General features: G+C 68.3%; 23 protein-coding genes. 9 read left to right on the top strand and 14 right to left on the bottom strand.

From position 1 onward, the window contains the following. Positions 1-59: 59 nt before the first annotated feature. From ACFCQI_RS03760 to ACFCQI_RS03780, 5 genes are all read right to left on the bottom strand, one after another. Complete coding sequence (locus ACFCQI_RS03760) at positions 60-473, bottom strand: DoxX family protein (protein ID WP_395120044.1); 414 nt, start codon at positions 471-473, stop codon at positions 60-62. A gap of 252 nt (positions 474-725) precedes the next feature. Next, on the bottom strand, positions 726-1,493 hold the full coding sequence (locus tag ACFCQI_RS03765) for a hypothetical protein (RefSeq protein WP_395120045.1): 768 nt from the start codon (positions 1,491-1,493) through the stop codon (positions 726-728). 225 nt (positions 1,494-1,718) lie between these two features. Continuing rightward, positions 1,719-2,411, bottom strand: coding sequence for a tRNA (adenosine(37)-N6)-threonylcarbamoyltransferase complex dimerization subunit type 1 TsaB (gene tsaB / locus ACFCQI_RS03770; protein ID WP_395120046.1), 693 nt, complete (start codon positions 2,409-2,411; stop codon positions 1,719-1,721). Further along, a complete protein-coding gene (gene creD / locus ACFCQI_RS03775) occupies positions 2,408-3,754 on the bottom strand; it encodes a cell envelope integrity protein CreD (protein ID WP_395120047.1) in 1,347 nt (448 codons plus the stop codon). The genes tsaB and creD overlap by 4 nt, the downstream gene beginning before the upstream one ends. A gap of 86 nt (positions 3,755-3,840) precedes the next feature. After that, positions 3,841-4,626, bottom strand: coding sequence for an ABC transporter substrate-binding protein (locus tag ACFCQI_RS03780; protein WP_395120048.1), 786 nt, complete (start codon positions 4,624-4,626; stop codon positions 3,841-3,843). Between the two features lie 54 nt (positions 4,627-4,680). Between ACFCQI_RS03780 and ACFCQI_RS03785 the strand changes: the two genes are divergently transcribed. Continuing rightward, on the top strand, positions 4,681-4,896 hold the full coding sequence (locus ACFCQI_RS03785; RefSeq protein ID WP_395120049.1) for a hypothetical protein: 216 nt from the start codon (positions 4,681-4,683) through the stop codon (positions 4,894-4,896). A gap of 156 nt (positions 4,897-5,052) precedes the next feature. Continuing rightward, a complete protein-coding gene (locus ACFCQI_RS03790) occupies positions 5,053-6,438 on the top strand; it encodes a cytochrome C (RefSeq protein WP_395120050.1) in 1,386 nt (461 codons plus the stop codon). Here the strand turns inward: ACFCQI_RS03790 and ACFCQI_RS03795 are convergent. Further along, positions 6,417-6,788, bottom strand: a complete 372-nt coding sequence (locus ACFCQI_RS03795; RefSeq protein WP_395120051.1) for a hypothetical protein — start codon at positions 6,786-6,788, stop codon at positions 6,417-6,419. The two genes, ACFCQI_RS03790 and ACFCQI_RS03795, sit on opposite strands and share 22 nt — an antisense overlap. Next, positions 6,785-7,546 (bottom strand): class I SAM-dependent methyltransferase, encoded by a 762-nt coding sequence (locus tag ACFCQI_RS03800; protein WP_395120052.1) that lies wholly within the window; start codon positions 7,544-7,546, stop codon positions 6,785-6,787. Before ACFCQI_RS03800 ends, ACFCQI_RS03795 begins: the two co-directional genes overlap by 4 nt. A gap of 445 nt (positions 7,547-7,991) precedes the next feature. Here ACFCQI_RS03800 and ACFCQI_RS03805 point away from each other — a divergent pair, with 445 nt between their 5' ends. The 3 genes from ACFCQI_RS03805 (at position 7,992) to ACFCQI_RS03815 (ending at position 13,166) form a co-directional block, all read left to right on the top strand. Next, the gene (locus ACFCQI_RS03805; protein WP_395120053.1) at positions 7,992-10,205 is read left to right on the top strand and encodes a hypothetical protein; all 2,214 of its coding nucleotides are present in this window, start codon (positions 7,992-7,994) and stop codon (positions 10,203-10,205) included. Between the two features lie 342 nt (positions 10,206-10,547). Then, positions 10,548-11,792 (top strand): MFS transporter, encoded by a 1,245-nt coding sequence (locus ACFCQI_RS03810; RefSeq protein WP_395120054.1) that lies wholly within the window; start codon positions 10,548-10,550, stop codon positions 11,790-11,792. 207 nt (positions 11,793-11,999) lie between these two features. Next, the gene (locus ACFCQI_RS03815) at positions 12,000-13,166 is read left to right on the top strand and encodes a hypothetical protein (RefSeq protein WP_395120055.1); all 1,167 of its coding nucleotides are present in this window, start codon (positions 12,000-12,002) and stop codon (positions 13,164-13,166) included. Between the two features lie 105 nt (positions 13,167-13,271). Here ACFCQI_RS03815 and ACFCQI_RS03820 read toward each other — a convergent pair whose 3' ends face one another. Both ACFCQI_RS03820 and ACFCQI_RS03825 read right to left on the bottom strand, forming a co-directional pair. Then, on the bottom strand, positions 13,272-14,903 hold the full coding sequence (locus tag ACFCQI_RS03820) for a protease pro-enzyme activation domain-containing protein (RefSeq protein WP_395120056.1): 1,632 nt from the start codon (positions 14,901-14,903) through the stop codon (positions 13,272-13,274). Positions 14,904-15,220: 317 nt separating this feature from the next. Then, positions 15,221-15,490, bottom strand: coding sequence for a metal/formaldehyde-sensitive transcriptional repressor (locus tag ACFCQI_RS03825; protein WP_395120057.1), 270 nt, complete (start codon positions 15,488-15,490; stop codon positions 15,221-15,223). 54 nt (positions 15,491-15,544) lie between these two features. On the opposite strand from ACFCQI_RS03825, the gene dmeF reads away from it, so the two are divergent. Then, a complete protein-coding gene (gene dmeF, locus ACFCQI_RS03830) occupies positions 15,545-16,483 on the top strand; it encodes a CDF family Co(II)/Ni(II) efflux transporter DmeF (protein WP_395120058.1) in 939 nt (312 codons plus the stop codon). 196 nt (positions 16,484-16,679) lie between these two features. Here the strand turns inward: dmeF and ACFCQI_RS03835 are convergent, their stop codons facing one another. Both ACFCQI_RS03835 and ACFCQI_RS03840 read right to left on the bottom strand, forming a co-directional pair. Then, positions 16,680-17,303, bottom strand: a complete 624-nt coding sequence (locus ACFCQI_RS03835; protein ID WP_395120059.1) for a glutathione S-transferase family protein — start codon at positions 17,301-17,303, stop codon at positions 16,680-16,682. Between the two features lie 97 nt (positions 17,304-17,400). Further along, positions 17,401-17,787, bottom strand: coding sequence for a VOC family protein (locus ACFCQI_RS03840; protein ID WP_395120060.1), 387 nt, complete (start codon positions 17,785-17,787; stop codon positions 17,401-17,403). Between the two features lie 301 nt (positions 17,788-18,088). On the opposite strand from ACFCQI_RS03840, the gene ACFCQI_RS03845 reads away from it, so the two are divergent. Continuing rightward, positions 18,089-19,018 (top strand): hypothetical protein, encoded by a 930-nt coding sequence (locus ACFCQI_RS03845; protein WP_395120061.1) that lies wholly within the window; start codon positions 18,089-18,091, stop codon positions 19,016-19,018. A 96-nt stretch (positions 19,019-19,114) separates the two neighbouring features. Here the strand turns inward: ACFCQI_RS03845 and ACFCQI_RS03850 are convergent, their stop codons facing one another. Next, positions 19,115-21,055 (bottom strand): ATP-dependent DNA helicase, encoded by a 1,941-nt coding sequence (locus ACFCQI_RS03850; RefSeq protein WP_395120062.1) that lies wholly within the window; start codon positions 21,053-21,055, stop codon positions 19,115-19,117. 109 nt (positions 21,056-21,164) lie between these two features. Between ACFCQI_RS03850 and ACFCQI_RS03855 the strand changes: the two genes are divergently transcribed. Further along, positions 21,165-21,713, top strand: a complete 549-nt coding sequence (locus ACFCQI_RS03855) for a redoxin domain-containing protein (RefSeq protein WP_395120063.1) — start codon at positions 21,165-21,167, stop codon at positions 21,711-21,713. A gap of 68 nt (positions 21,714-21,781) precedes the next feature. Then, positions 21,782-22,171: an MAPEG family protein gene (locus ACFCQI_RS03860; RefSeq protein ID WP_395120064.1), complete on the top strand. Its 390-nt coding sequence runs from the start codon at positions 21,782-21,784 to the stop codon at positions 22,169-22,171. A gap of 19 nt (positions 22,172-22,190) precedes the next feature. On the opposite strand, the gene ACFCQI_RS03865 is transcribed toward ACFCQI_RS03860, so the two are convergent. Together ACFCQI_RS03865 and mrcB are read right to left on the bottom strand one after the other, a co-directional pair. After that, positions 22,191-22,721 (bottom strand): tetratricopeptide repeat protein, encoded by a 531-nt coding sequence (locus tag ACFCQI_RS03865; RefSeq protein WP_395120065.1) that lies wholly within the window; start codon positions 22,719-22,721, stop codon positions 22,191-22,193. A 2-nt stretch (positions 22,722-22,723) separates the two neighbouring features. Beyond that, positions 22,724-25,033, bottom strand: a complete 2,310-nt coding sequence (gene mrcB, locus ACFCQI_RS03870; RefSeq protein ID WP_395120066.1) for a penicillin-binding protein 1B — start codon at positions 25,031-25,033, stop codon at positions 22,724-22,726. Between the last annotated feature and the right edge of the window lie 68 nt (positions 25,034-25,101).

The following is a 25,101-nucleotide window of genomic DNA, read 5'->3' on the forward strand; positions in this document are numbered from 1 at the left end:
CCCGCGGGCGGCCGGCGGCGTTGCAGGTCGAGGCCACCCCTTAGCTTGAGGAACCGGGCTCAGCGCTTGTCCAGCGAGTACTTGCCCGGCCCGGTGATGCTGAGCAGGATCAGGCCGCCGACGATGCTGATGTTCTTGTAGAAGCTGATCATGCTCAGGTAGTGGGCCATGCCTTCCATGTTCCAGTAGCGGTGGCCGATCAGCGCCGCGGCAAGGGTGTAGAGGGCGAGCGCGAGTGCCAGCGGCCGGGTGTAGAAGCCGAGCACGATCAGGATGCCCACGACGAACTCCATCAGCACCGCGATCAGGGTCAGCAGCCCCGGTAGCGGCATGCCGGTGGAGGTCATGTAGGTGACGGTGGCGGTGAAGCCGGTGAGCTTGTCCAGCCCGAACTTCACGAACAGCACCATGAGCAGGATGCGGGCCAGCAGGATCAGCTCGTCTTTGCGATTCGCGAACAGGTCGTAGCGCATGGTTTCCTCCCTCGCCGTCGGCGTCATCAGCGCAGCGCACCTTCGCGCTGCGGACCAGGCTCGCCGCCGCACCGTGGCGAATGCGTGGACGCCATCCACGCGATGCCCGGCGAGGCCCCTCGCGGTCATCCTACGCCATTCGATCGAGGTGTACAGGGTGCCGGGACGACCATGCGTGGCGCCGTGGCGCCCGGTCTTCCGGGCCGCTTTCCCCGCACGCGGGGAAAGCGGTCGCCGGCTTCATGCGGGCAATCAATGGGCGGGGGTGTAGGTCAGCTCCGCGTCGCGCCGGTCGATGTGCGACGCGTTCATCTCGGTCACCTCACTGAGCGTCTTGCGGAGGTCCGTTGTCGCATCCTTGCCGTAGACGCCTTCGACCATCTTCCACAGGCTGGGGTTGGCGTCGGCGCCAAGTTCGGCCCAGCTGGGCGCATAGCTCACCACCATGAAGTCGGGCGCATCTGCGCCGCCGTCGATGACCCGCACGAAACGGTAGGGGTAGGCCCATTTCGATTTCGCCGCCGCCGCGGCGATCTTCTTCGCCATGTCGACGAATGTCTTGTCGTGCATGTAGCCGTGCTTGAGCTTGAAGTAGGTGATCTCCATGAGGTCGCCCGACATCCCTTTCGGTGTCGTGTGGCTCATCTCGGCCTCCTCCTGGATGAACGCACTGGACTCGCTCTTGAGGTGCGGGTTCACCTGCTGCTGGAACGTCGCGTCGCAGGCTTTGCCCTGCGTGCGCATCGCGTCGAAATCCGCCCAGCTGACGGGGTCGGAGACGTACGAATAGGCGTAGACATCGCCGGTTTCATGGGTCAATGCCGTCCAGGCGTATTTGAAGCCGTGCTCGCTCAGGCACTTGTTGTAGCTCTTGATGCCGGCGAGATAAGCCTGCTGGCTAGCCGGTGCCACGGTGTCGGTGTAGATGCGCGAGACCTTCGCGGGCGCGTCGGCCGCGGCTGCGCCGCCCATTGCCAACAGCAAACCCGCAGACAACACACTCAGTGCAATGCCTTTCATGAGTCCTCCCCGCAGGGTCGAAGACCCTGCCCGCATGGTGTCGGGTCACCGCCGCCACGCATGTGGCAGCGGCCCAACCGCGCGAGTATGCGCGCGCCATCCGGCCGCCGGCGGGCCCTCGGCAGAAAATAAATTCCGGGAAACGGGGGTCTCGCCGGGCGCTGCTGGCGCGGAACATGCTATGCGACGATGACCGCGCGATCGCGGGTGCTCGCCGCGGGAGCCTCAGGCCCGCCCCTGCTCCGCCAGGGTCAACGCCACCTTGTCGCGCAGGTACACCGGCAAGGCCTGCTCCGGCGCCAGCAGGTGACCGGCGCGGAACTCGCGCAGCGCCAGTTCGGCAACATGCGCGGCCTGCGGATAGCGCAGGCCATCAGCCGAATGCAGCGCACCGCTGAGGCGCTGGCTGATCGTCGGCGCATACGTGGCCCAACCGCTGCCGACCACCTGCCAGGCGGCGGCCACGGGCAGCTCCAGGGTCTCGGCGGTGCAGATGCGCTCCTCGTCCAGCGCCAGCAGGCCGCCGTTGTCGTCGCGGCGATAGCTGGCGGCGTAGATCTCGCCCATGCGCGCGTCGATCACGGCGAGGATCGCGGTGCCCGCTTCTTCCGGCGCCTCCAGCGCCAGCGCGGCCAGCGAGGAAATGGTGACTACCGGCAAGTCCAGCGCCAACGCCATGCCCTGCGCCAGCGACACGCCCAGGCGCACGCCGGTGAACGCGCCGGGGCCGCGGCCCACCGCGATCGCGTCGAGCGCGTGGCGGCCGATGCCGGCTTCGGCCAGCAGCGCGTCGGCCATCGGCAGCACCAGCTCGGTGTGCCGGCGCGGCGCGATTTCGCTGCGGGCGATCAGTTCTTCGCCGTGGATCAGGGCGACGGAGCAGGCTTCGGTGGCGGTTTCGATCGCAAGCAGGTTCATGATCGCTCCATGATAGCGGCTGGCGACTCGCCCGACGCGGGGCCACAGGCATACCAGTCGATGCGCCGAGTCAGGAACATCATCAGGCCGACCACCGCCAGCAACACCAGCGCGCCGACCAGCAGCGCGTATTGCTCGGCGGCGATCAACCCGTACAGCATCGCGTAGATCAGGCCGAGCACGCCGCCGAGCAACGCGCCGGCGCGCCGCGCGCGTAGCACCGCCATCGCATAGCCGCCCACCAGCAGCACCACCGCGGCGGCGGCCAGCGCATAGGCCGGACCGAACCCGACCTGTTCGGACAACGCCAGCAGCACCACGTAGAACGTGGCCAGCGCCGCGCCGACCAGCAGGTATTGCACCGGATGCACGCGCAGCCGCTTGAGCACCTCGAACAGGAAGAACGCCACGAAGGTCATCGCGATGAACAGCAGCCCGTATTTCCCCGCGCGCACGTTGCGCTGGTACACGTCGACCGGCTGGTAAAGCTGCACGCCGAAACTCGACGACGCCAGCGCGGCGTCGATGTGCTCGCGATCGGTCCAGTGCTGGCCGTAGCTGCGGTTGAGGTCGAGCAGATGCCAGCGTGCGCTGAATCCGGTGGCGTCGATCCTGTGTTCCAGCGGCAGCGCCGCGCCGATGAAGCTGGGATCGTTCCACGGCGCGTGCATCTTGACGTCGGTGCTGCGCGCCAGCGGCAGCCATTGCAACGCCTCGGTGCCGGCGAGCTTCAAGGTGATCTGCACGTCGACCGGCTGGGCGCCCAGCGCATCCAGGTCGATCGGCACCACCACGTTCGGCCACGGGCCGAGCCGCTCGGCGGAGGATTCGAAGCGTGCCGGCTGGCCGTTGATGCGCAGCTCGCTCACTTCCTGCAGGCCACGCAGGTCGGCCAGCGCCAACCGCAGCTCGGCCTTGCCGGCCCGCCACGGCGCATCGCTGGCGCGGCGGAACTGGGCCAGATCCTGCGCGCGGAACTGCGCAGCCAGCTTCACCGTGGCCACGTACACCGGCGCGCTGTAGATGCCGTAGCTGCGTGTGTCCACGCTCATCGCCACGTCCATCGCCAGCGTGTCGGCCAGGATGCTTTCGCTGCCGGCCTGCCACTGCGGCGTGGTGGCACCCGCCGGCGTCACCTCGCGCAGCGTCGGCACCACCAGCAGCGGCCCGCCCAGCACCTGCTTGCCGCCCCAACCCTGCGCGATCTGCGTGATCGCCGTCGTGCGCAGCTGCTGGCGCTCACTGACCAGGCCACGCACTTGCAGCAGCGGTATCGTCATCAGCAACGCCAGCAACCCGACCCCCAGCACCTTGGCGGTCACTGTCTGTGTCCACTTGCCCATCGCATTCGCTCCCCATTGGCGGAGCGTCGATCACACCAGTGCGGGCGGCCTTGCAGCGGGCGACGGCGGGCGGGATGCGGGCCGAGTCATGGCATCGCGGGGGAGCCGGCAGCCACGATGGCGGCGCGCAACTGCCGATAGCCCTCGACCAGCCGTGGACCGGGTCGGCCGAGGTAGGCCTCGCTGATCGCATGGATGCGGTCGTGCTGCACTGCCGGCACCTCGGCCCAGTCCGGGCGCCCGCGCACCTTGTCGGCGCGGTAGTTCTCCACCTTCACGCCGCACCAGCTCATCACCACGATGTCGGGGCGCTCGGCCGCCGCGTCGGCATAGTGCAGCGGCACGCTGCGGGCATCCACCTCGCCCCACGGGTTGATGCCGCCGGCAAGGTGGATGATGTCGTTCACCCACGACTGCCGGGCCACCGCGATCACCGGCTTGGGCCACCACTCCACCAGTACGCGCGGACGCGCGCCGGGCACCTCCGCCGCCGGCATCGCCGCGCGCATCGACGCCACCAGCGAGGCGCCGCGTTCGACCACGCCCAACGCGGCGGCGATGCGCCGGATGTCGTCGTACACGTCATCCAGTGATTGCGGATCGCACACCAGAGTGGCCAGCCCCGCCGCATGCAGCTCGGCGACCACCTGCTCGTGCCCCGGCACGGTCAGCGAACTCAGCACCAGGTCCGGTTCCAGCGCCTGCACCGCCTCCACGTCCAGATCCAGATCGCGCCCGGTGCTGGGCAACCGCGCCACCACGTCGGGCGGGTAATCGGAATCGGCATCCACGCCAACCAGCTGGTCGGCGCAGCCCAGCGCGCAGACGATCTCGGTGTTGGAGCAGGTGTGGGAGAAGATGCGCATCGGCATGCCGGCGTCGGGAACTGCCGCAGTGTGGCGCAATGCCTGCGTGCGAGCCAAGGCGTGGCTGCCGGCCATGCTCGGGCCGGGCTGGCTTCCGGCAGGCCGAAGGCGAACGAATCCATCGACAGCACGCTGCAGGTCATGCCGCCATCGGCCGGAAGCGATCGCCCGAACGTGCGCTGCGGGCGAATCTTGCGCCGCTGTCCCCGCGTGGCGATTCGCAATTTCCTGCATGTTTTTCTTGCGCCGGTGGCCGCCGATCGGGTGCGCCCGTGATGGCCCGGTGATATTCCGCGGGCCGCTCAAGCGCCTGCGGCCTTGCACGCGAGAGACGTATCGCCGGCGTTTGATGGACGTCAATATCGCGGGCATCCGATCGGCAAAGACTGCCCCCGTATCCAGCCATCACACTGGAATCGTGGGGAGCATGTCATGAACGCTTGCCGGAACAGCCTCATTGCGAGCCGGTTCACTGCCTTCGCCCGACCACCGCGCTGGATCGCGCTGATCGTGCTCGCATGGCTGGGGATACCCACCCCGGCATCGGCGGTGCCCTCGTACGCGCGGCAGACGCAGCAACCGTGCGTAGCCTGCCATGTGGGCGGCTTCGGGCCGGAGCTGACCCAGTTCGGGCGCCAGTTCAAGCTGATGGGCTACACCATGAAGGTCGGCGAGCAGACCGACGTGCCGCTTTCGGCGATGCTGGTGGAGTCGTTCACGCACACGCAGAAAGCCCAGGCGGAAGCTCCAGCCAAGGGCTTCGGCACCAACGACAACACCGAGCTGCAGCAGGCGTCGGTGTTTCTGGCCGGGCGGTTGAGCGAGCACACCGGCGTCTTCGCGCAGGCGACCTACTCCGAGAACGGCGGCCTGCTCGGCTGGGACAACGTGGACTGGCGCTATGCGCGCATGTTCAGCCATGGCAAACACAGCGGCATCTGGGGCATCTCGGTCAACAACAACCCCACCGTCAGCGACGTGTTCAACACCGCGCCGGCGTGGATGTACCCGTACATGTCGGCGGATCTGGCGCCCGGCGCCCCGGCTCAGCCGATGTTGTTCGGCGGCCTGGGCGGTCAGGTGATCGGCGCCAGCGCCTACGTGCAACTGGACGGCGCGTGGTACCTGGAGGCTGGCGGCTACCGCTCGCTGTCGCCGGCGTTCCTGCGGCACGTCAATGCCGGCTACGACGGCCGCCTGAGCGGGGTCACGCCATACACGCGGGTGGCCTACACGTGGAACCTGCCCACCGGCAGCCTCTCCCTCGGCGGGTTCATGCTGGACATGCGCCGCGGACTGGCTGGCCCCAACGCAGTCGGCGACGCGGTCGCGCTGCCCGGGCCGACCGACCGGTTCCGCGACTTCGGCGTGGATTCCAGCTACATGTACGCCAATGGCGACCACGTCGTCACCGTCGACGGGCTGTACGTCCACGAGAGCCAGCGCCTGGATGCCACCTACGGCGATGGCGGATCGGACCATCTGCACGACACGCTGCAGTCGCTCAACCTCAAGGGCAGCTACTGGTACCGCCACACCTATGGCGTGACCCTGGCGTCGTTCGTCGACAACGGCAGCAGGGACGTCACGCTCTACGGCAACGACGGCTCGCCGAACACCCAGGGCGAAAGCGTCGAGTTCGACTACAGCCCGTTCGGCCAGTCCGGCTCGTGGCATCAACCCTGGGCCAACGTGCGGCTGGGCCTGGAATACACCTGGTTCAACCGTTTCAGCGGGCGCGTGCACGGCGTCGACGGCGCAGCGCGCAACGCCAGGGACAACGACACGCTCTACTGCTACGTCTGGCTGGCGATCTGAGCAGGTCGGCCCTGGCGAAAAACCCGGCCCCGGCTCACGGACTTGCCGGACAGGAGGCCGGCAAGCGCCAAGCGGGGCGGCCTTCTCTTCTGGCTGCGGTTCTGCTGGCCGCGCAAGAGAAAAGTGACTCGGTCGCCGAAGACGATCGACCGCTCTTCGCGTTGGGGTGTCACGAGCAAGAGCATCGCGCACAAGGTGCGCTCCTGCGGGCACGCGGGAACGTCCATGTCGGAAACCGCAATGGTGAACGTGATGTCCGCGACGGTGACGGAAAGCTGCCGGGCAATGCCCGCGCTGCTCCGGGCGCATCCGGAGCCGCTGGATGTTTCCATCCCCTTCGACAGGCTCACACGATCCCCGTGCGCATGTTGATGGGCCAGGTCACCGGCCGTCGCGTTTCCGGATCGCCCCAGCGCGCGGCCAGCTCCGTCGAGAAACGCTCGATCAGCTGACCATGGCCTTCCTTCACGGCATGTTTCACCGCCGACCAGGTCGCGATGTAGCCCATGAGCTCGCCGAGCGACCATGTTTTCCGTATCGCCATCGCGGGCGGCGGGAACTCCGCGAATGGAAAGTCGAGGTCCGCGTAGCCGCGGTCGACCAGCTGCCGTTCCGGCGGCCAGAAGCGGCCGATGCCCTCGCGGTAGAAGCGCAGGAAGCACGCATCCAGCTCCTCGTCCAGTTTCGGCACGCCGTAACTGACCAACGCCAGCAGGGCGCCGGGCCGGGCGATGCGCCGGACCTCGGCATGGAACGCGGCGAGGTCGAACCAATGGGCGGCTTGCGCGGCAGTCACCAGGCTCGCGCTGCGATCGGGCACGGGCAGGTGTTCGGCGGCGGCCTGGGCATACCGCACGCGTTCGCTGACTGGCGCGTGTGCGATCTGGTCGACGCTGGGATCGAGGCCGAGCACGGCGTCGAAGTGCGCACCGAGCTGCGCCGTCAACTGGCCGCTGCCACAGCCGACATCGACGGCAAGGCGGGTGTCGGGCGCGGCCTGCGCCAGGAAGGCGGCCAGCGCCGGAGGGTACTCCGGGCGGAATCTGGCGTAGTTCTGTCCGCCGGCCTGGAACCAGTTGGCGACGTGATCACCTCGTTCAACGGACATGCGTTTCTTCCGGGTTCGTGCATGGGCCTCGGCAGGCGCCTCGCAAATCCATGCTGCTCCAGCGCGTGCGCCACGTCTTCGCGCACGCGCAACCAAGGGTAGACGGTTTGTGTTTCCAGCGCGTGGATGACGTGCCTGAAGCCGAACCCGCGGGGCACAACCCCGTGCAGTCATCGCGCGTACCGCGCGGGTAACGCGCCACCCAGCGCATATCGAATCCGGGTCACCCCTGCCCCATGCGCCCGCGCCGTGCGGCGTCGCGGCGCAGGCGCGGCGCGCCCGCGCGGCACGCAAGGCCGTGGCACACGGCTTGCTCATCCATCGTCATGGCGGCATCGCGAATCCGATGCCGGCCATCGCCGTTCCGCGCGTCGCGATCGCACCGATGCCGCGGGACGGGCGCCACCACACACCTGTCTTCAGCCAAGGCTTCACGGAGATCACGATGGCCAGTCGCAATGAAAAGGAAAAACCGCTGGATCTGACAGTCACCTTTGTCGGACTCGATGATGGACAGCAGCCGCCGCGCTTTGCGGCGTACAATGTGGACGTCAGCGGCCGCCCGATCAGGAAGTTGGGCAGTTACGACGGCAAGCTGTTGCGGCTGGACCCGGGCGAGGCCAGCGCCATCGCGTTCGGACCGGACGTCGAGGATTTCAGGACATTGCCGACGGACAGCCTGGCGCGCTACCGCGTGGCGCAGCAGGTCGACCTGTGGCGCAAGCAGGGACTGGTGCTGGGGCCGGATATCTGGAACCGCTTCCACTTCCGTTTCCAGTGCGTCAGCGGCACCGTGAGCAAATGCCGGCCGTGGTTCTGGGACCTGCTCGACGATATCCGTCTGCAGCCGATGTACGCGCTGGCCCAGGTCGCGCGCATCAAGCCGATCACCGCGGAGCTGCGCCCGCATCTGCGCTTCCCGCTGCGTTGCGAGACACTGTGCGACGGCGTCGTGGAGGTCTACGAACGCGAATGCTGTTGCCGCTGGTTCCGCATCCCGGACCTGCTGGACCGGTTGCGCGAGATTCTCGCGGTGCTGCCGATACCGCTGCCGGACCCGATCCCCGACCCGATCCCCGGGCCGGACCCGGCGCCCTTCGACCCGCGTTCGCTGCGTGCCGCGGCGCGCGACATCCAGCAGCGCAAGGCGGCGTTCGATCTTGCCGCCACGCCACCGGAAAACCTGCACCAGGATTTCCTGGCGCTGCGTGCGATGCCGGAAGATGCGGCGCGCGAGTACGTGCTGGCGCGCCCGTACCTGTACCCGATCTTCTGCCACTGTTCGGTGCGCAAGGTCGGCGAGACGATGATCCAGCCCGGTGGCCGTTTCGACCTGTGCTACCTGCGCCCGCCGTTCCACCTGGCGCACGAGCATTGCGTCACGACCTACGCCTACCGCGTGCGGCAGATGATCAACGGCGCCTGGCACGTCGTCTACGACGGGCTGGCCGCACACCAGTATTTCGCCGCCGGCAGCACGGCGGACATCCACAGCTACGATCCGCAGGCGCGCGTCTGCGCCGACGGCCCGGGCGAGCCGCCGCCGAACGGCAACCTGCCGTTCGTGATGCTGGAGCACGTCGGCAGCTATGGCAGCTTCCACTTCAACTTCCCGGTGCAGACCGGGGTGTCGCAAGTCGGCGCGCTGGATGCCGACGACGGCACCTTCACCACCTCGTACGCGCCGGACTGCCCGTGGGGCGGCGGGCTGGGCCTGCGCCTGTGGTTCTCGCCGGAGCTGGAGCCGCTCGTGAAGTACTACCGCCTGAAGGTGTTTGCGCTGAGCGATGCCGGCACGCCGGTCGGTGCGCCGATCGTGCTGAACGACTCGGTCACCTGGGACAAGCTGGTGGACATTCCCGGCGACGTGGTGCGCGCACCGGAACTGCTGGGCCCGGCCACGGTCGGCGCGGAAAGCGACCTGTTCAAGGTGCCGTACTGGAGCTCTCCCGACCACCGCTACCTGAGCGGGCAGTTCCACCAGGGCTGGAACACGGCGCAAAGCCAGTTCCCCGACGGCAAGTACATGCTGGTCATCGAAGTGTTCGATGCCGCCGGCAACCGGGTGAAGCCGAACGGCGCAAGCGGGCCCGGCACGGCGCAACCGTTCGAATTCCGCCGCTGGATGTCCGCGGTGGATACCGACCCGGTACCGTTCGCCGACGCGGCGCACGTGTTCTGGGTGGACAACACGCCGGTGGGCGGCGATATCGTCGACCTGCGCAAGAACGGCGTCGCCAACACCAGCCAGTGCCAGTTCATGACGGGCCCGGCGGCGAGCACCTTCGCCATCGGCTTCCGCGCCTACCACCTGCACGGCGTCGAGCACGCCGGCAACGGCGACGGCAATTCGTTCATGTGGCACTACGGCATCGGCTGGCAGCGAGGCCTGAACGGCAACAGCGGTGCGCTCGGCCCGGCACCGTCGGGCGGCAACAACCATACCGACGTCGGCGAGACCGGCGGCGCGGTGTCCTCCGGCAGCGAGACGTTCCAGACCATGCTGACCGACACCACGCAGGTGCCCAGTGTCGTGCTGAGCAAGTGCACCTTCAGCGTGACCCTGCACGTGTACGCCAAACACTTCACCGGCAGCGGCCGCATCCAGGGTTACGACTATGCGGAGACGGCCTCGTTCGCACTGGAGATCACCAGCTGACGGCAGGCCAAATGGAGGCAACGGCATGGATGCCGCCGTTGTGGCTGCGCACCAAGTACTTGCGCGATATCGGCAAGCGCCTGGCGCGCAGCCTTCTTTTCGCTCCAGACGTCCGGCCCGCCACCCTTCAGGCCGGCTTTGCCATTTCGCGCCGCTGCCGCGGCGCGACGGCAACCTCTCCCGGCCATACCGGATAGAAGGCGACCCGGCCGCCCCTGCAGACGAAAACCCTTGCCTGCGGACCGCGAGCCTCGGCCTGGCAAGCACGGCCACGCTTTCGGCTATACCCTGCCCGGGCGTCGGGCGGCTTGAGCTGCCCGCGAGTTCCCAGGAGGCGCCGCGATGAGCCTGCAGCCGGAAGCACCCCGCCACGCCGCGGCGAAGACGCCGTCCGCGCTGCGCCGGATTCCGGCCGGCATCTGGGCGCTGGGCATGGTCTCCATGCTGATGGACACCTCCTCGGAGATGATCCACGCGCTGCTGCCGGTGTACCTGGTCGGCGCGCTTGGTGCCTCGGCGCTCGCGGTCGGCGTGATCGAGGGCATCGCCGAATCCACCGCGGCGATCACCAAGGTGTTCTCCGGCGCGCTGTCGGACTGGCTCGGCCGGCGCAAGCTGCTGGTGGCGATCGGCTACGGGCTGGCCGCGTGCACCAAGCCGGTCTTTCCGCTGGCGAGCACGCTCGGCTGGGTGGTCGCGGCGCGCTTCGTGGATCGTGTCGGCAAGGGTATTCGTGGCGCGCCGCGCGATGCGCTGATCGCCGACCTGGCACCGGCCGAGTTGCGTGGCGCCTCGTTCGGTCTGCGCCAGTCGCTCGACACCACCGGCGCGTTCCTCGGCCCGGGGCTGGCGATCGCGTTGATGTGGCTGACCGCCGACAACATCCCGCTGGTGTTCTGGTTCGCGGTGGTGCCGGGCTTTGCCGCGTTCGCGCTGGTGGTGTTCGGCGTGCGCGATGCGCCGGGCGACCGGGAAAGCAGGCGGGCGCGTTCGCCGTTGTCGCGCACCGAGCTGGCACGTCTGCCGCCGCTGTACTGGGGCGTGGTGACGATCGCCGCGGTGTTCACCCTGGCCCGTTTCAGCGAGGCCTTCCTGGTGCTGCGCGCGCAGGAACTGGGCCTGGGGCTGGTGCTGATCCCGCTGGTGCTGGTGGTGTTGAACGTGGTGTATGCGCTCTCGTCCTATCCGGTCGGCGTGCTGGCCGATCGTTTCGACCACGGCACGCTGCTCGCGCTGGGCGTGCTGGTGCTGGTGTTGGCGGATCTCGCGCTGGCCTTCGTCGGCGGGTTGGAGGGGCTGGCGCTGGGCGTGGCGTTGTGGGGACTGCACATGGGCATGACCCAGGGCCTGCTGGCGGCGATGGTTGCCGACGCCGCGCCGGCCGATCTGCGCGGCACGGCGTACGGCATGTTCAACCTGGTCGGCGGGCTGGCCCTGCTGGCAGCCAGCGTGGTGGCCGGCGCGCTGTGGGACGCGTTCGGCTCGCGCGCCACCTTCCTCGCCGGTGCCGGTTTTGCCGTGGTGGCGTTGCTGGCGCTGGTGCCGGTGGCGCGGCAGGTGCACAGGCATCGCCCGGCATCGCACTGAGCGACGCGCCAGCAGCGGGGTCCCGGCTCATGGAAACTGCACCCGGACGCTCAACGAGCGCCGCCGGACGGATGCTCCGCGGGACGGCCGCGCAGCGCATGTCGCGTGCGCACCGAACTCGCATCGGCGTACCATCGCCGGGCTGATTGGGGGGCCGGCCGCGCCACGCGGGGATGGCCGTTTCGTCACTTGACCCGGGGAAATTCCATGAGCGGAGAATGGCGCAGTGCTGCGGCACAAACCTTTGTGGGCGGTCGAATCACGCAGGTGGACAGCTACTGGCCGGCGAATACGTTGGCCGCCGACATCTTCCAGCTCATCGACGACTGGGATCTGTGGGGCGAAGCGTTCGGCGGCAAGGCAAAGAAGATCAAGGATCGCTGGCGCACGATGCTGGTGCTGCGCAACGGCGTGAAGTCCGCCGGTGGCCTGGTGCGCAAGGTCGGCGGCGTGCTTGGCGGCAAGAGCGAGGCCGGGTTGGGAACGGACCTGCTCCAGGAGCTCAAGGCCAACGTGGTGACCCCGTTGCAGAACCTGGCCAACCAGGCGCCGCTGACGATCAATTTCAGCGCAACCGGCTGGTTCGGCACGGGGCCCGGCTTCGACGAATACATCACCATGTGGGATCGGCATACCACCGATGCGGCGCTGACCGCCAACCAGGACCCGAAAAACCCGGCCCATGTGCGGGCCAAGGCCGACCGTCACGCGCTGTACGGCCAGTTCGCCGACGGCAAGACCCAGGTGGGCGCTGCCGGCCTGGTGCTGCCGCACGTGAAGAAACAGGGCGGCACCACGGCGCCGGCCACCATGCATTACTCCCCCAACCATGTGCGTGCGCCCGGGGCGGCGGCGGACTCCCAGGTATTTGCGGCGCTGAACTACGGCCGCCGAGTGCATGGCTCCAATACCGAGTACGGCAAAAGCGTGTTCGAGCTGGACGACGGCTTCAAGAAGGACGCGATCTACTTTGCGATGGACACCTTCACACCGGTCTCCAACGGCAGCGGCTTCAAGGCGAAGGGCGATCGCGGCAAGCTTTACCAGGTGAGCTTCAACACGTTCGGCGGCGCCATCCTGCTGGCGACCCGATCGCAGTACCAGGCCAACCCCAGCGCGACCCACCTGGCCAACGCCAAAGCCCTGGTGGCCGACTTGCTGGCCTCCGCACACAACGGCAATCCGCGGCCCGACAGCGCGGAGAACCACCTGCTGATCGAGGCACACATCTTCCGGCGGGTACGCATGGTCCCGGCGCAAGTGCGAGCCGTGCACATATCGCGCGGGGAATGCGGCGCCAACCTCAACGCCGTCCAGACCAACGCCGCGCAGTTCAGCCGGCGCACCGGGGTTCAGGTGGATTACATCGACTGAGTTGCCGCAGGCGAGCGAGCGCTCCTGCCCTCGAATGCAAAAACATCCCGACGCGACGAGGGCGCCCGCCTCCCGGCGAACGCCCTCGCAGGTGCCTCGCGGAACTTACAGGGCCGCGTTCAGCGCACTCACGATGCCGCTGCCGAAGCCGCTGGCGTAGTCCCAGCCGACCGTCGCCGTCTCACCGCCATTGCTGCCGGAGGTGACGTCGTGATAGCTGGCGGTGGATACGCTGTACAGGTGCGGCCCGGCGAAGCCCAGCGTCGGATGCGCCGCGAGCATGCGGGCCCAGGTGGCCGCGAACAGCGGTGCCGCCAGGCTGGTGCCGCCGTACTGCGCATTGCTGCCATTGACGATGATGATCGCACCGGAGTTGGGATCGGCGTCGAAGGCCACATCCGCCACGTCGCGGGTAGTGCCGCCGCCCTGGGTCTGCCAGCTCGGTTTCGGTTCGACCGTACTCGGGCTGCCGCCCGCGCCGCTCCACAGTGTCTCGCTCACCCAGCTGTTCGACGCGCCGGTGCTCAGCGACGTACCGCTCACCGCCACCACGTACGGCGAACTGGCCGGGTAGCTCGGCGTGGTGCCGGTCGGCTTCTTGGTGCATTCGTTCGAGCCGGAGTCGCCGGTCGAGATGGAGAACGTCTGGCCCTGCGCCACGCCCAGCGCGAGGATCTGGTCATCCGCCGCCATCGAGCCGTCCTGGTAGGCGCTGGTTTCGCATTCGCCGAGCGAGACGTTGACGACCTGTGCCTGGTTGTCGCTCACCGCCTTGTTGAACGCGGCGGTGAGATCGCTGTTTGAAAGCGAGTTGGCCGCGTAGAAGATCAGCTTGCCGACCCCGCCGGACATCGCGACGATGTCCTGGCTGTCCAGATCCCACTCGGGCGTGCCGCTGGTGTCGGTACCCGGCGTGCTCACCGTCACCACCTGCGTGTTCACTGCCGGCAGGCCGTTGGTGCTGGTGAACTGGTTGAGATCCTTCAGCGGCTGGGTCATGTCGCCATCGCTGATGATGCCCACCGTCACCGTGGAAGCGGTCGGGGTGCCGCCCACGTTGTAGATGGTCGGAAACGCGGTCGGGTTGTGGCCGACCAAGGTCGCGCCGCCACCACCACCCGGCCGGCCCTTCTCCACGCGCCCCTGCGTCGAAGCCTTGGCCAGCATGGTGTGCGGATGCGTCACCGTCTGCAGGCCGCTCACCGACAGCACGACGTCGGCCAGTGCCGCCGGCACCTTGGCGTCGTCGATGTTGGCGAAGGCGGCGCGACCGTGCTCGTCAGTGGCCTTGACCAAGCGCGTGCCGAACGCGGCCCCCGCATTGCCGGCGGTACCGTCCGCCGAAACCAGCAGGCGGTTGGCCGATATGCTGACGTGGCTGAAGCCGGCCTGGCTCAGGTAATCGGCCACGGCCTGCGCCTGCGCCTGGCTCGGCAGGAAGTTCGCGGCCACGTCGCTCGACTGCAGCTTGGCGCGGAACAGCGGGCTGGCCGGGTTGTGTGCGGCGGCGATGAAATCGTCGAGCGCACCCTTGTTCCGGATCTTCAGCGTCACCTGCACGTGCAGCGGCATGCTGGATGCCACCAGGCTGCTCATGTTCACCGACGCGGCCGGCACGTGCGCATGCGTGGCCGTCGTCTTCCACGTCGAGTCGACGCCGGCCGCCGCTGCGACCGTGGACGCCAGCGCCCAGATTGCCCCCATTGCCAGACACAGCGAAGTCTTCTTCATCTGCATGGTTGATCCCCGAGGTTGATGGTGCGAACAGAAAAATTCCGGTCATTGACGAATCGGAATCCCGTGACGCGGCCCTGGTCCCACCCAACGAATCCCTGGCCTCGCCAGTCCTCGACGCTAACACGCGGGGGCGGCGAATAATCCGTGCAGCCGTCAAAAAAACGCATGCAAGTGGTTGATTCGCAAAAGCTTGCGGAAACGCATGAAATCGCGACAGGGGGCGAGGCGGTCGAATCCGGCTTGCCGCACCTGGCCATCAGGCCCGCCGATGACGGTCTGTCCTTCGGTGCCCGCAAATGCCGTTGCAGGCACCGCCGCTACTTGAGGTAGCTGCGCAACACCGCCAGTACCGGGAGGAGTTCGTCCTGCCGTTTGCTGCTGCCGCGGCCGGCCACGTGCGAGCGCAGATGGCCCTCCATCACCTGCAGGATCAGCCCGTTGACCGCGCCGCGCACGGCTGCCAGCTGCTGCAGCACGGCGCCACATTCCGTGTCGCCTTCGATGGCGCGTTCGAGCGAGGCCAGCTGGCCGTTGATGCGGCGCACGCGGGCGACCAGCTTCCGGCGGTTTTCCTGGATGTGCGACACGGCGACTGCCTCCCGTCATATACTGCGGGGGAGTATATGACCAGAGCACGCAGCATGCCCGCCCCCGACGTCTCCGCATTCACCCACAGCCACCAGTTCAACCACGTCGACGCCAAGGCGGAGCGCAACACGCGGCGCGTGGTGTACATCACGGCGGCGATGATGGTGGTGGAGATCGCGGGCGGCTACTGGCTGAACTCGATGGCCCTGCTGGCCGACGGCTGGCACATGAGTTCGCATGCGCTGGCGATGGGACTTTCGGTGATGGCCTATGCGCTGGCCAGGCGCTACGCGAAGGACGGCCGCTTCGCCTTCGGCACCTGGAAGATCGAGATACTCGGCGGCTACAGCAGCGCCCTGCTGCTCGCCGTGGTTGCCGCGCTGATGATGGTGCAGTCGCTGGAGAGGCTGTTCGTGCCCGCCACGATCCACTACGACGACGCGATCCTGATCGCAGTGCTCGGCCTGGGCGTCAACCTTCTGTGCGCATGGCTGCTGAAGGGCGAGCACCCCCACGCGCACGGGCACGCGCATGGACACGATCACGGCCACGGGCACGACAACCATCATCATGACGTGAACCTGCGCGCGGCCTACCTGCACGTCATCGCGGACGCGGCAACTTCCGTGCTGGCCATCGTCGCGCTGGTCGGCGGCAAGCTATACGGTGCTGCCTGGCTCGATCCGGTGATGGGCATCGTCGGCTCGATCCTGGTCGCGCGCTGGGCGTTCGGCCTGCTGCGCGAGTCCGGCAAGATCCTGCTGGACGCCGAGATGGACCAGCCGGTGGTCGATGAAATCCGCGACGTGGTGCGCGATCAGTTCGCCACGGCGGCGGTCAGCGACCTGCACGTCTGGCGCGTCGGCCGCGACAGCTACGCCTGCATCCTGGGATTGGTCACCACCTCGGCCATCTGCGCCGAAGACGTCCGCCGCGAGCTGGCCGTCCACGAAGAGCTGGTGCACGTGACGGTCGAGATTGCGGCGGCCTGAGGCAACCACTCGGCATCCACGTTGCGGATGCGCGGCGCGGGTATCTTTCCGCCCTGCGAGACACGCGCCACGCGTCCGAAGAGACGGACGAAAATGACGGCGGCGCAGGAAATACCCCTCGCCGCGCTGCCGCCATCCCGGCGGCCCCTGCCGGGTGCTCACCAGGGCCGTTTCGCGGCAACCCCGTCGCGGCTGTTCAGCCCTGGGCCTGGTCGAGCTGCTGCATCTTGAGCGCGCGCTGCACGCCGGCGTCGGCGCGCATGCGTCGCTCGAATGCCTGCAAGTTGGCGAGGCCGCCAAGGTCCACGTTCACCGCGTGGGTCCAGCGCAAGGTGACGAACAGATAGGGGTCGGCAATGGAACGCTCGCCGGCCAGCCAGTCGCGTCCTTCCAGGTGCTTGTCCAGCCGCTCGAACCAGGTGCGCAGCTGCTGGCGCGCGGCGTCCTTGCTCTTCTCGATCATCGCCTCGTCGCCAAGGTAGCTGGTGGCGCCGAACAGCGGTTTGAACGCCGGGTGCACGTCGGAGTTGATCATTGCCAGCCAGCGGTTCACCTCGGCGCGGCCGCGCGGGGTGGGTTCGCCGCCCAGCTTCGCGGCGGGGAACTTGTCGGCAAGGTAGTTGAGGATGGCGGCGTTCTCGTTGAGCGCCCAGCCGTCGTCGACGAGGATCGGCACCTGGCCGTTCGGGTTCAATGCGCGGATCGCCGGACTCGCCAGATCATTCTTCTGCAGCAGTTGCAATTCGTAGGGCCGGCCGATCCATTCGAGCACGATGTTGGCGCCCAGCGCGCACGAGCCGGAAAAACTGTAAAGCTTCATGGATGTCTCCTTGGGTGAAGCGGACGTCGCGTGGCAGACGCGGCGAGATGGCGTGCAGCAGCACGTCCTGTCCAGATGCCGGCGGCAGCGGCGAACTTCAAGCCGCCGTCGGGGCCTGGGCCGGCGGTTGCCACAGTTCGATGCGGGTGCCTTCGGGATCGGTGATCCAGCCGAAGCGGCCGAACTCGCTTTCGTCGACGCGCTCGTCCACCTGGACGCCATCGGCGCGCAATTGCGCCAGCAGCGCGTCGAGGTCGTCGACGCGGAAGTTGATCATGTACGACTGCGGGCCCGCGCCGAAGTAGCTGGTGGCGGCCGCGAACGGCGACCACAGCGTGTAGCCGGGCCGCTGTTCGTCCTCGTCGAAGCGCACGCCGCCCCATGCCTCGGCATCCAGGCCGAGATGTTTCGCGTACCACGCCGCGAGCGCGGCGGGATCGCGCGACTTGAAGAAGATGCCGCCCAATCCGGTGACCTTGGCCATGTCGTTGTCCTGTCGCGTCGGATGTTGCGGCCCATCGTATCCCGGCGCGTCACGTGCAGGGCGGGCGCTGCCCGCCGCTCCCCGGCCATGCAGATAAGGGATGAGTATCAACAAGGACAGGACAAGGAGCTCTCATTGCCTTCGTCCCCTTGTTCCCTTGTTCCTGTTCCGGAGACCTCAAGCCGCCGCCGGCTCAGGCCTGCATCCTGATTGCCGGTTCGCGAAATGCGGGTCAACGAGCCGCGCCCTGTTCCCGTATCATCTGCGCCGCCTGCCTCGACCTCGGTACGAATGGAATCGGATGAAACGCAACAAGCTCGTCACGCTGGCAATCCTGCTCGCCGTTCCCCTCGCCGCGTGCATGCAACCGCAGGATGCCGGGGAAGCACCACCGGCAAACCCCGCCAACAGCCCTGACCTGTCGGAAGCCTGCAGTTCGGTCGATGCCGAAACCGGCGCGCTTGTTCCCTTTGCGCGCCTGATCCAGGTGCACGTGGAATTGCGCTACCGCGTCGACTACCTCAACGAATTCAACGACAACGACGGCACCGCAAGCAATCGAACCGAAATGCACGCGCTCGTCCAAGGCTCCGCAGACCTGCTCGCCTGTACATGGAAGGAGTTCGGCTACAACCAGTACATGTTCCATCCAGCGCGCGAAGACGAACTGCCTCCCTTTCCCGCCCCTGCGTCCGGCACGGTGAGCCTGAAGGGCCTGCGCACCGGGCGTGCCGTGGTACACGGCGAAACCATCACCACGAAGGAAACCGTGCAGGCCAGCGGCAAGCTGCGGGGGATCACGCTGTCCGTCCCCACCCGCGATGGAACCATGCCGGACGGCGACGGCACCTGCATTGAAGTGGGTTTTGATGCGCCGATGTCCGGCAACTGGACTCTCGATGTCGCAAGCACCGATGGCACTCGCAAGCATGAGGAGAGGTCGCCGGAGTCGCTGGAAGGCAGCGTCTATTCGGCCTTTGCCGTCAGAACCTACGACGCCGGCGAATCCGAGTTCATCAATCATTCGCTGACGCTCTGCGATGGCCCGCGCAACCGACCCGACCAGATGACGCAGGGTCTGCCCGCCGGCGGCATGACGATCAGTCCGGACGAGTCCGTGTGGACCCGCAGCGGCGAGTGGGTCGGCCACAACACGGTACCGGCCGAGCATCGCTACATCGACTTTTCCCTCAAGGTCGTGCCTCGAACCCTGCCATATCCGAATCCGTAGCTGCCCGGGCAACACGACGGCTGTCAGGGCGTGCCGGCAGCCAGCGCGGGTCTTCGGCCGGGTCTGTGAAGCAAAGGCTGGCGGGCGGCGCCCGCCCTACGACGGCAGGTCGAAGAAGGCTTGCACGTCAGCCAGCTCGCGGGTGCGCGGCATCGGCGGGACACTGGCGAGGAACAGCTTGCCGTAGCCCTTGCCGGTGAGGCGCGGGTCGCACAGCACCAGCACGCCGCGGTCGTGCACGCTGCGAATCAGCCGGCCGGCGCCCTGCTTCAGCGCAATCACCGCGCTGGGCACCTGCCAGCCCATGAACGGATTGATGCCGGATTGTTCCAGCGCGGCGAGGCGCGCCATCAGCACCGGATCGTCGGGCGCGGCGAACGGCAGCTTGTCGATCACCACCACGCTGAGCGCCTCGCCGACCACGTCGACGCCTTCCCAGAAACTGGCCGCACCGAGCAGCACGCCGTGGCCGCTGGCGCGGAACTCCTCCAGCAGCCGTGGCCGCGGCGCGCTGCCCTGCACGAACAGCGGCCATGGCACCTTGTCCTGCAGCAGCTCGGCGGCGCGGCGCAGTGCGCGGTGCGAGGTGAACAGCAGGAAGGCACGGCCGTTGGAGGCCTGCAGCACCGGCAGCACCGCCTCGATCACCTGCTCGGTGTAGTCGCGTGCGTTCGGGTCGGGCAGGCCAGCGGGCAGGTAGCACAGCGCCTGGTGCGCGTAATCGAACGGGCTGTCCAGGCTCAGTGTCTGCGGCTCGTCCAGGCCGAGCTGGCGCGCGAAGTGGTCGAAGTTGCCGGCCACCGACAGCGTGGCCGAGGTGTGGATCCACGCCGCCTGGGTGCGTTCGCGCAGGCCGCGCATCGGCGCGGCGAGATCCAGCGGCGTGGCGTACAGCGCGAAGCCGCGCGGGAAGGTTTCGTACCAGCGCACGTCCTGGTCGCCATGCGTCTCGATGATACGCTCCAGCCGCCCGCCGAACAGCGCGGCGCGTTCGTGCAGGTTGGCGAGACCGCGCGAGCGCTCGGCCTGCGAGGCGAGCAGTTCGGTCAGCGTGGCCAGCAGCTCACCGAGGTCGTGCAGCGCGGCGCGCACCTCGGCACGATCTTCCAGCAGCGCGAAGGCGCCGCGCGCGGGCAACGGCTCCATCGCCAGGCGCAGCTTGCGCAGCGCGCCCTGCAGCGCTTCGACCGGCTCCAGCAGCAGGCCGATCGCACCGGTGACGCCGCTGCATTCGGTCAGCGTGTCCTGCGCCATGTCGGTAAGCTGGCGCGCGCTGAGGCTCTGCGAGAAGAACTGGCCGGCCAGCTCGGGAATCTGGTGCGCCTCGTCGAGGATGAAGGCGGCCGCGCCGGGCAGGATCTCGCCGAAGCCTTCCTGCTTCAGCGCCAGATCGGCGAACAGCAGGTGATGGTTGACCACCACCACGTCCGCCTCCATCGCCTCGCGGCGCGCCTTGAACACGTGGCAGTCCTCGTAGAACGGACACTCCACGCCGAGGCAGTTTTCCGCGGTGGAGGTGACCCGCGGCCACAGCGGCGACTCCTCCGGCACCTCGGCCAGCTCCATGCGGTCGCCGCGGCGGGTGCGCGCGGACCAGGCGCGGATCGTCGCCAGCTGCGCGGCCTGCGCCGGCGCCAGGCTGCCGCCATCGCGCACGGTCTGCTCGAGCCGGTACAGGCAGAGATAATTCGCGCGACCCTTCAGCAGCGCCGTCTTCAGGCGTGCGCCCAGCACCGAGCGCACCTTCGGCAGGTCGCGGAAATACAGCTGGTCCTGCAGCGCCTTGGTGCCGGTGGAGATGATCACCCGCTCGCCCGACAGCAGCGCCGGCACCAGGTAGGCGTAGGTCTTGCCGGTGCCGGTGCCGGCCTCGGCAACCAGCGTGTCGCGCCCGGCGATGGCCTGCTGCACTGCCCGCGCCATCGCCTGCTGGGCCAGCCGCGGCGCGAAGTTCGGCAGCTCGCGGGCGAACGGGCCGTCGGCACCGAGCAAGGCGCCGACGTCGTCGTCGGACACTTTGTCGTCGGGAGCGATCATCCGCCGATTATGGCCGAGCGACCGCCGTCGACAAAGCGGCGCGGGAACCGCGACGGTGGCCGGCGCATCCACTGGCATGCCACCCGCCCGCCACTCCAAGGAGGCAGCCGTGAGACTGTTCGCACCCGAAACCGCACCCGTACTCGACCTGGTCGACATCCACGGCCAGGCCATCGCGACCAGCCAACCCGGTCGGCTTACCCTGCTCTCGTTTTTCCGTGATGCGGCCTGCCCGTTCTGCAATTTCCGCATCTACGAGCTGACCCAGCGGCACCAGGAATTGTCCGAGCGCGGGCTGGACGTGGTGGCGGTGTTCAGCGCCTCGCAAGCCGAGGTGCTGCGCTTCGCCGGCCACCGCCCGCGGCCGTTTCCGCTGGCGGCCGACCCCACCTCGCGTGCGCACGAGGTCTACGGCATCGAGCGTTCGCTGTGGCGCAAGTTCAAGGCGATCGTGACGCGGGTGCCGACCCTGATCCGCGGCCTGCGCCTGGTCGGTTTCGCCGGCCTCAACACCGGCAACCTGATGCCGGCGGATTTCCTGATCGACGGCCGCGGCCGCATCGTGGAGGCCTACTACGGCCGCGACGCCGGCGACCGGATTCCGCTGCAGCGGGTCGAAAGCCTGCTGCGGCAGGATCGCAGCCGCCGCGCGGCGTAGCCTGGGGCCACTGGCGAGAAGCCGCGGCTGGATTCACCATGCGCCCACCATCGCCGGAGGAGTACGTCGTGACGACCGAACTTTGCATGCTGCTGTGGAGTGTGGTGCTGGGGCTGGTGCAGATCGCCTTGGCGGCGAGCTGTTCGATCGGCCAGCGCGGGCTCGGCTGGATCGCCAGCGCGCGCGACGAGGTGAAGCCGCCGCTGACCGGCGTCGGCGGACGACTCGATCGTGCCCGCGCGAACTTCCTGGAAACCTTTCCGCTGTTCGCCGCCGCGGTGCTGGCCGCGCAGGTGATGCAGCAGCACGACCCGCTCACCGTGCTCGGCGCGCAACTTTATTTCTGGGCACGCGTGCTCTACGTGCCGGTGTATGCCGCCGGCATCCCCTACCTGCGCACGCTGGTCTGGGCGGTGAGCCTCGCCGGCATCGTGTTGTTGCTGGTGGCGCTGCTCTGAGCGGCCGGGGCGCCGCCGCTCAATACCGGGGCACACCCGCCTTGCGGCACTGCTGCACCCACTTGCGCGCAGTCGACGCGCCGACCGTGTCGTTCGCCTGCAAGCGGGTCTCGACGATGGTCTGCCAGTTGCGCGCGCACAGCGGACCAAGGCGCGGGCCCAGCGTCCACGACTTGTGCGCCAGCTTTTCGGCGCGCACGAAATTCTTCAGCCGGATCGCGATCTCGGCGCGCTCCTGCAGTAGGTCGGGCGCATCGGGGCTGATCTGCAGCGCCTTGTCCAGCGTGGCGGCGGCGGCAGTGTAGTTGCCGCTGCGTTCGTCCTGTTCCGCCTGGACCATCAGCGCATCCACGGCCGGGTCGCGCAGCGGCTTCACGTCGATGACCGAATCGTCGTGCGCGCCGGCGGCACGGATCGCCGCCACCGCGTCATGCTCCGGCGCGACCGCTGGCGCCGGCGCCGGCGCTGAACGAAACAGGCTGCAGCCGGCCAGGGTGGCAAGCAGCGCCGACAGCAGCAGCGGCGCGAGGCGTCGGGAAGTCATGGGCATGGTCACGGCGTGGTGGTCGAGGGAGCGGGGGTGGCGGTGTCGCCGCCGAACAGGCTTTGCCAGAAGCAGCCCTCGGCATCGGCCGGCAGGCTGCCGGCGACCACCGGCACCTGCTGCGCGCCCTGGCATTGCGGCTCGGTGCGGCGGCCATCGGCGGGGTTGATCCAGGCCATTTCCAGGCCCGGCCCCGGTGCGGCGGACAATGGCGTGGTGGGCAGCTTGGCGAACAGGTCGCGCCAGGCGCGCAAGCCGCCGCTGGCGCCGAACAGCGTGGTCGGCTTGTTGTCGTCGCGGCCCATCCAGAACACCGCCAGGTGGCCGCCGGTGAAGCCGGCGAACCAGCTGTCGCGCATGTCGTTGCTGGTGCCGGTCTTGCCGGCGGCGTGCAGCGAAGCCAGCGCGGAGTTGCCGATCGCGCTGGCGGTGCCGTACTCGGCCACCTGCTGCATTGCCCAGGTGGTCAGCCGCACCGCCTCCTGGTATTCGCCGGGACCGGGCTGCACCTGGTAGCGCTTGATCGTGCGGCCGCTGCCGTCGAGCACGCCGCGCACCGCCAGCAGCGGCAAGGCGTGACCATCCGCCGCCAGATACTGATAGAGCTGCGCCACCTGCAGCGGAGACAGGTCCAGCGCGCCGATCAGCAGCGAGGGGCTGGGATTGACGTCGGTGAGCCCGAACGATTCGAGGAACGCACGGATGCGCGGCAAGCCCACCGCCATGCCGAGGTGGATCGTGGCGAGGTTCCACGAATGCGCCAGCGCGTCGACCATGATCAGCGGGTCGTGGCTGCGGTGGTCGTCGTTCTGCGGCGTCCACATGCTGCCGTTGGGCTGGCGCATGCTGATCGGGCTGTCGTCCATCATGCTGGCCAGGTTCCAGCGCTCGGGCTGGGTCAGCGCGACCAGGTAGACGAACGGCTTGATCGTGGAGCCGATCTGCCGGCGGATGTCCAGCGCGCGGTTGAAACCCGGCTCGCCCGGATTGCGGTTGCCGACCACGGCAAGCACGCTGCCGGTGTGCGCATCGGTCACCACCGCCGCCGCCTGCACGCCGTCGCCGCGCTTGCCCAGGCCCTTGAGCGAACTGGTGATCGCCTGCTCGGTGTACAGCTGCGCGGCCGGGTCCAGCGTGGTGAAGATCGACAGGTTGCCTTCGCGCAACGCCTTCTCGTCGAAGTCGGTGGTGATCTGCTTGCGCACCAGATCCATGAACGCGGGGAAGCGGTTGTGCGGCAGCTGGCCGTTCTTGATCACGTCCAGCGGCGCAGCCTGGCCCGCATTGAGCTGCGCGGCGCTGATCAGGCCGGTGTCGAAGAACTCCTGCAGCACCAGGTTGCGCCGCGCCAGGGCGCGCTTGGGTGCGCGGCGCGGGTCGTAGTAGCTCGGCCCCTTCACCAGGCCGACCAGCAAGGCGATCTCCTGCGGCCGCAGCTCCTGCAGCCGGCGCCCGAAATAGAACTCCGACGCGGCGCCGAAACCGTGCACCGCCTGCGCCCCCTGCTGGCCCAGGAACACGTCGTTGACGTAGGCCTCCAGGATGCGCCCCTTGCTGTAGTGCGCCTCCAGCAGCAGCGACATCAGCGCCTCGTTGATCTTGCGCGTCAAGGTCTGGTCGCGGCTCAGGAACAGGTTGCGCACCAGCTGCTGGGTCAGCGTGGAACCACCCTGCACGGTGTGGCCGGCACGCAGGTTGGCCAGCGCCGCGCGCGCGATCGCGCCGAAGTCGATGCCGATGTTGTTCTTGAAATTGCGGTCCTCGACCGACTGCAGGCCCTTGACCAGCAGCGGCGGCACGTCGCGCAACTGCACGAAGCGTCGCTCCTCCTGGCTGGCGCCGTACAGCGTGGCGATGCGCGCCGGGTCGAGATGGGTCTGCTTGATCGGCTGCTTGTCCGCCGCGGTGTGCACCGAGGCCACCTCGCCGCCGCCCAGGGTCACCACGATGCGCTTGGGCAACTCGCCGCCGTCGGGGCCGGCGTAGCCACGCGAGGAGATCGTGTAGCGGCTGCCCTGCTTCATCCAGCTGCCGGGCACCTGGCCCTTGCCGTCGTGGCTGTAGCCGGCGAAGGTCAGTTCCAGTTCCAGCGCGGCGCTGGTCATCGGCTCGCCGGCCTGCAGCGGCAGCGGCCGCGCATACACCCGCGTGGGCACCGCGAACACCAGGTCGTTGAAACGATCCTGCACGCGCTTGTTGAGCACCAGCACGTACGGCAACACGAAACCGACCAGCAGGCCCAGGCCGATCCAGCACGGAATGCGCAGCCACGGCCAGCTGCGGCGGGCGAGGGAACGGGTACGGTCGAGGAAGCTCAAGGGCGGCGGAATCCGGCGATCAGGTTTCCCGATGATAGGGCGTGCATCCCGGCGCGCCCATGAACGCC

Source organism: Rhodanobacter sp. FW102-FHT14D06, assembly GCF_043950705.1.
Taxonomy (GTDB): Bacteria; Pseudomonadota; Gammaproteobacteria; order Xanthomonadales; family Rhodanobacteraceae; genus Rhodanobacter.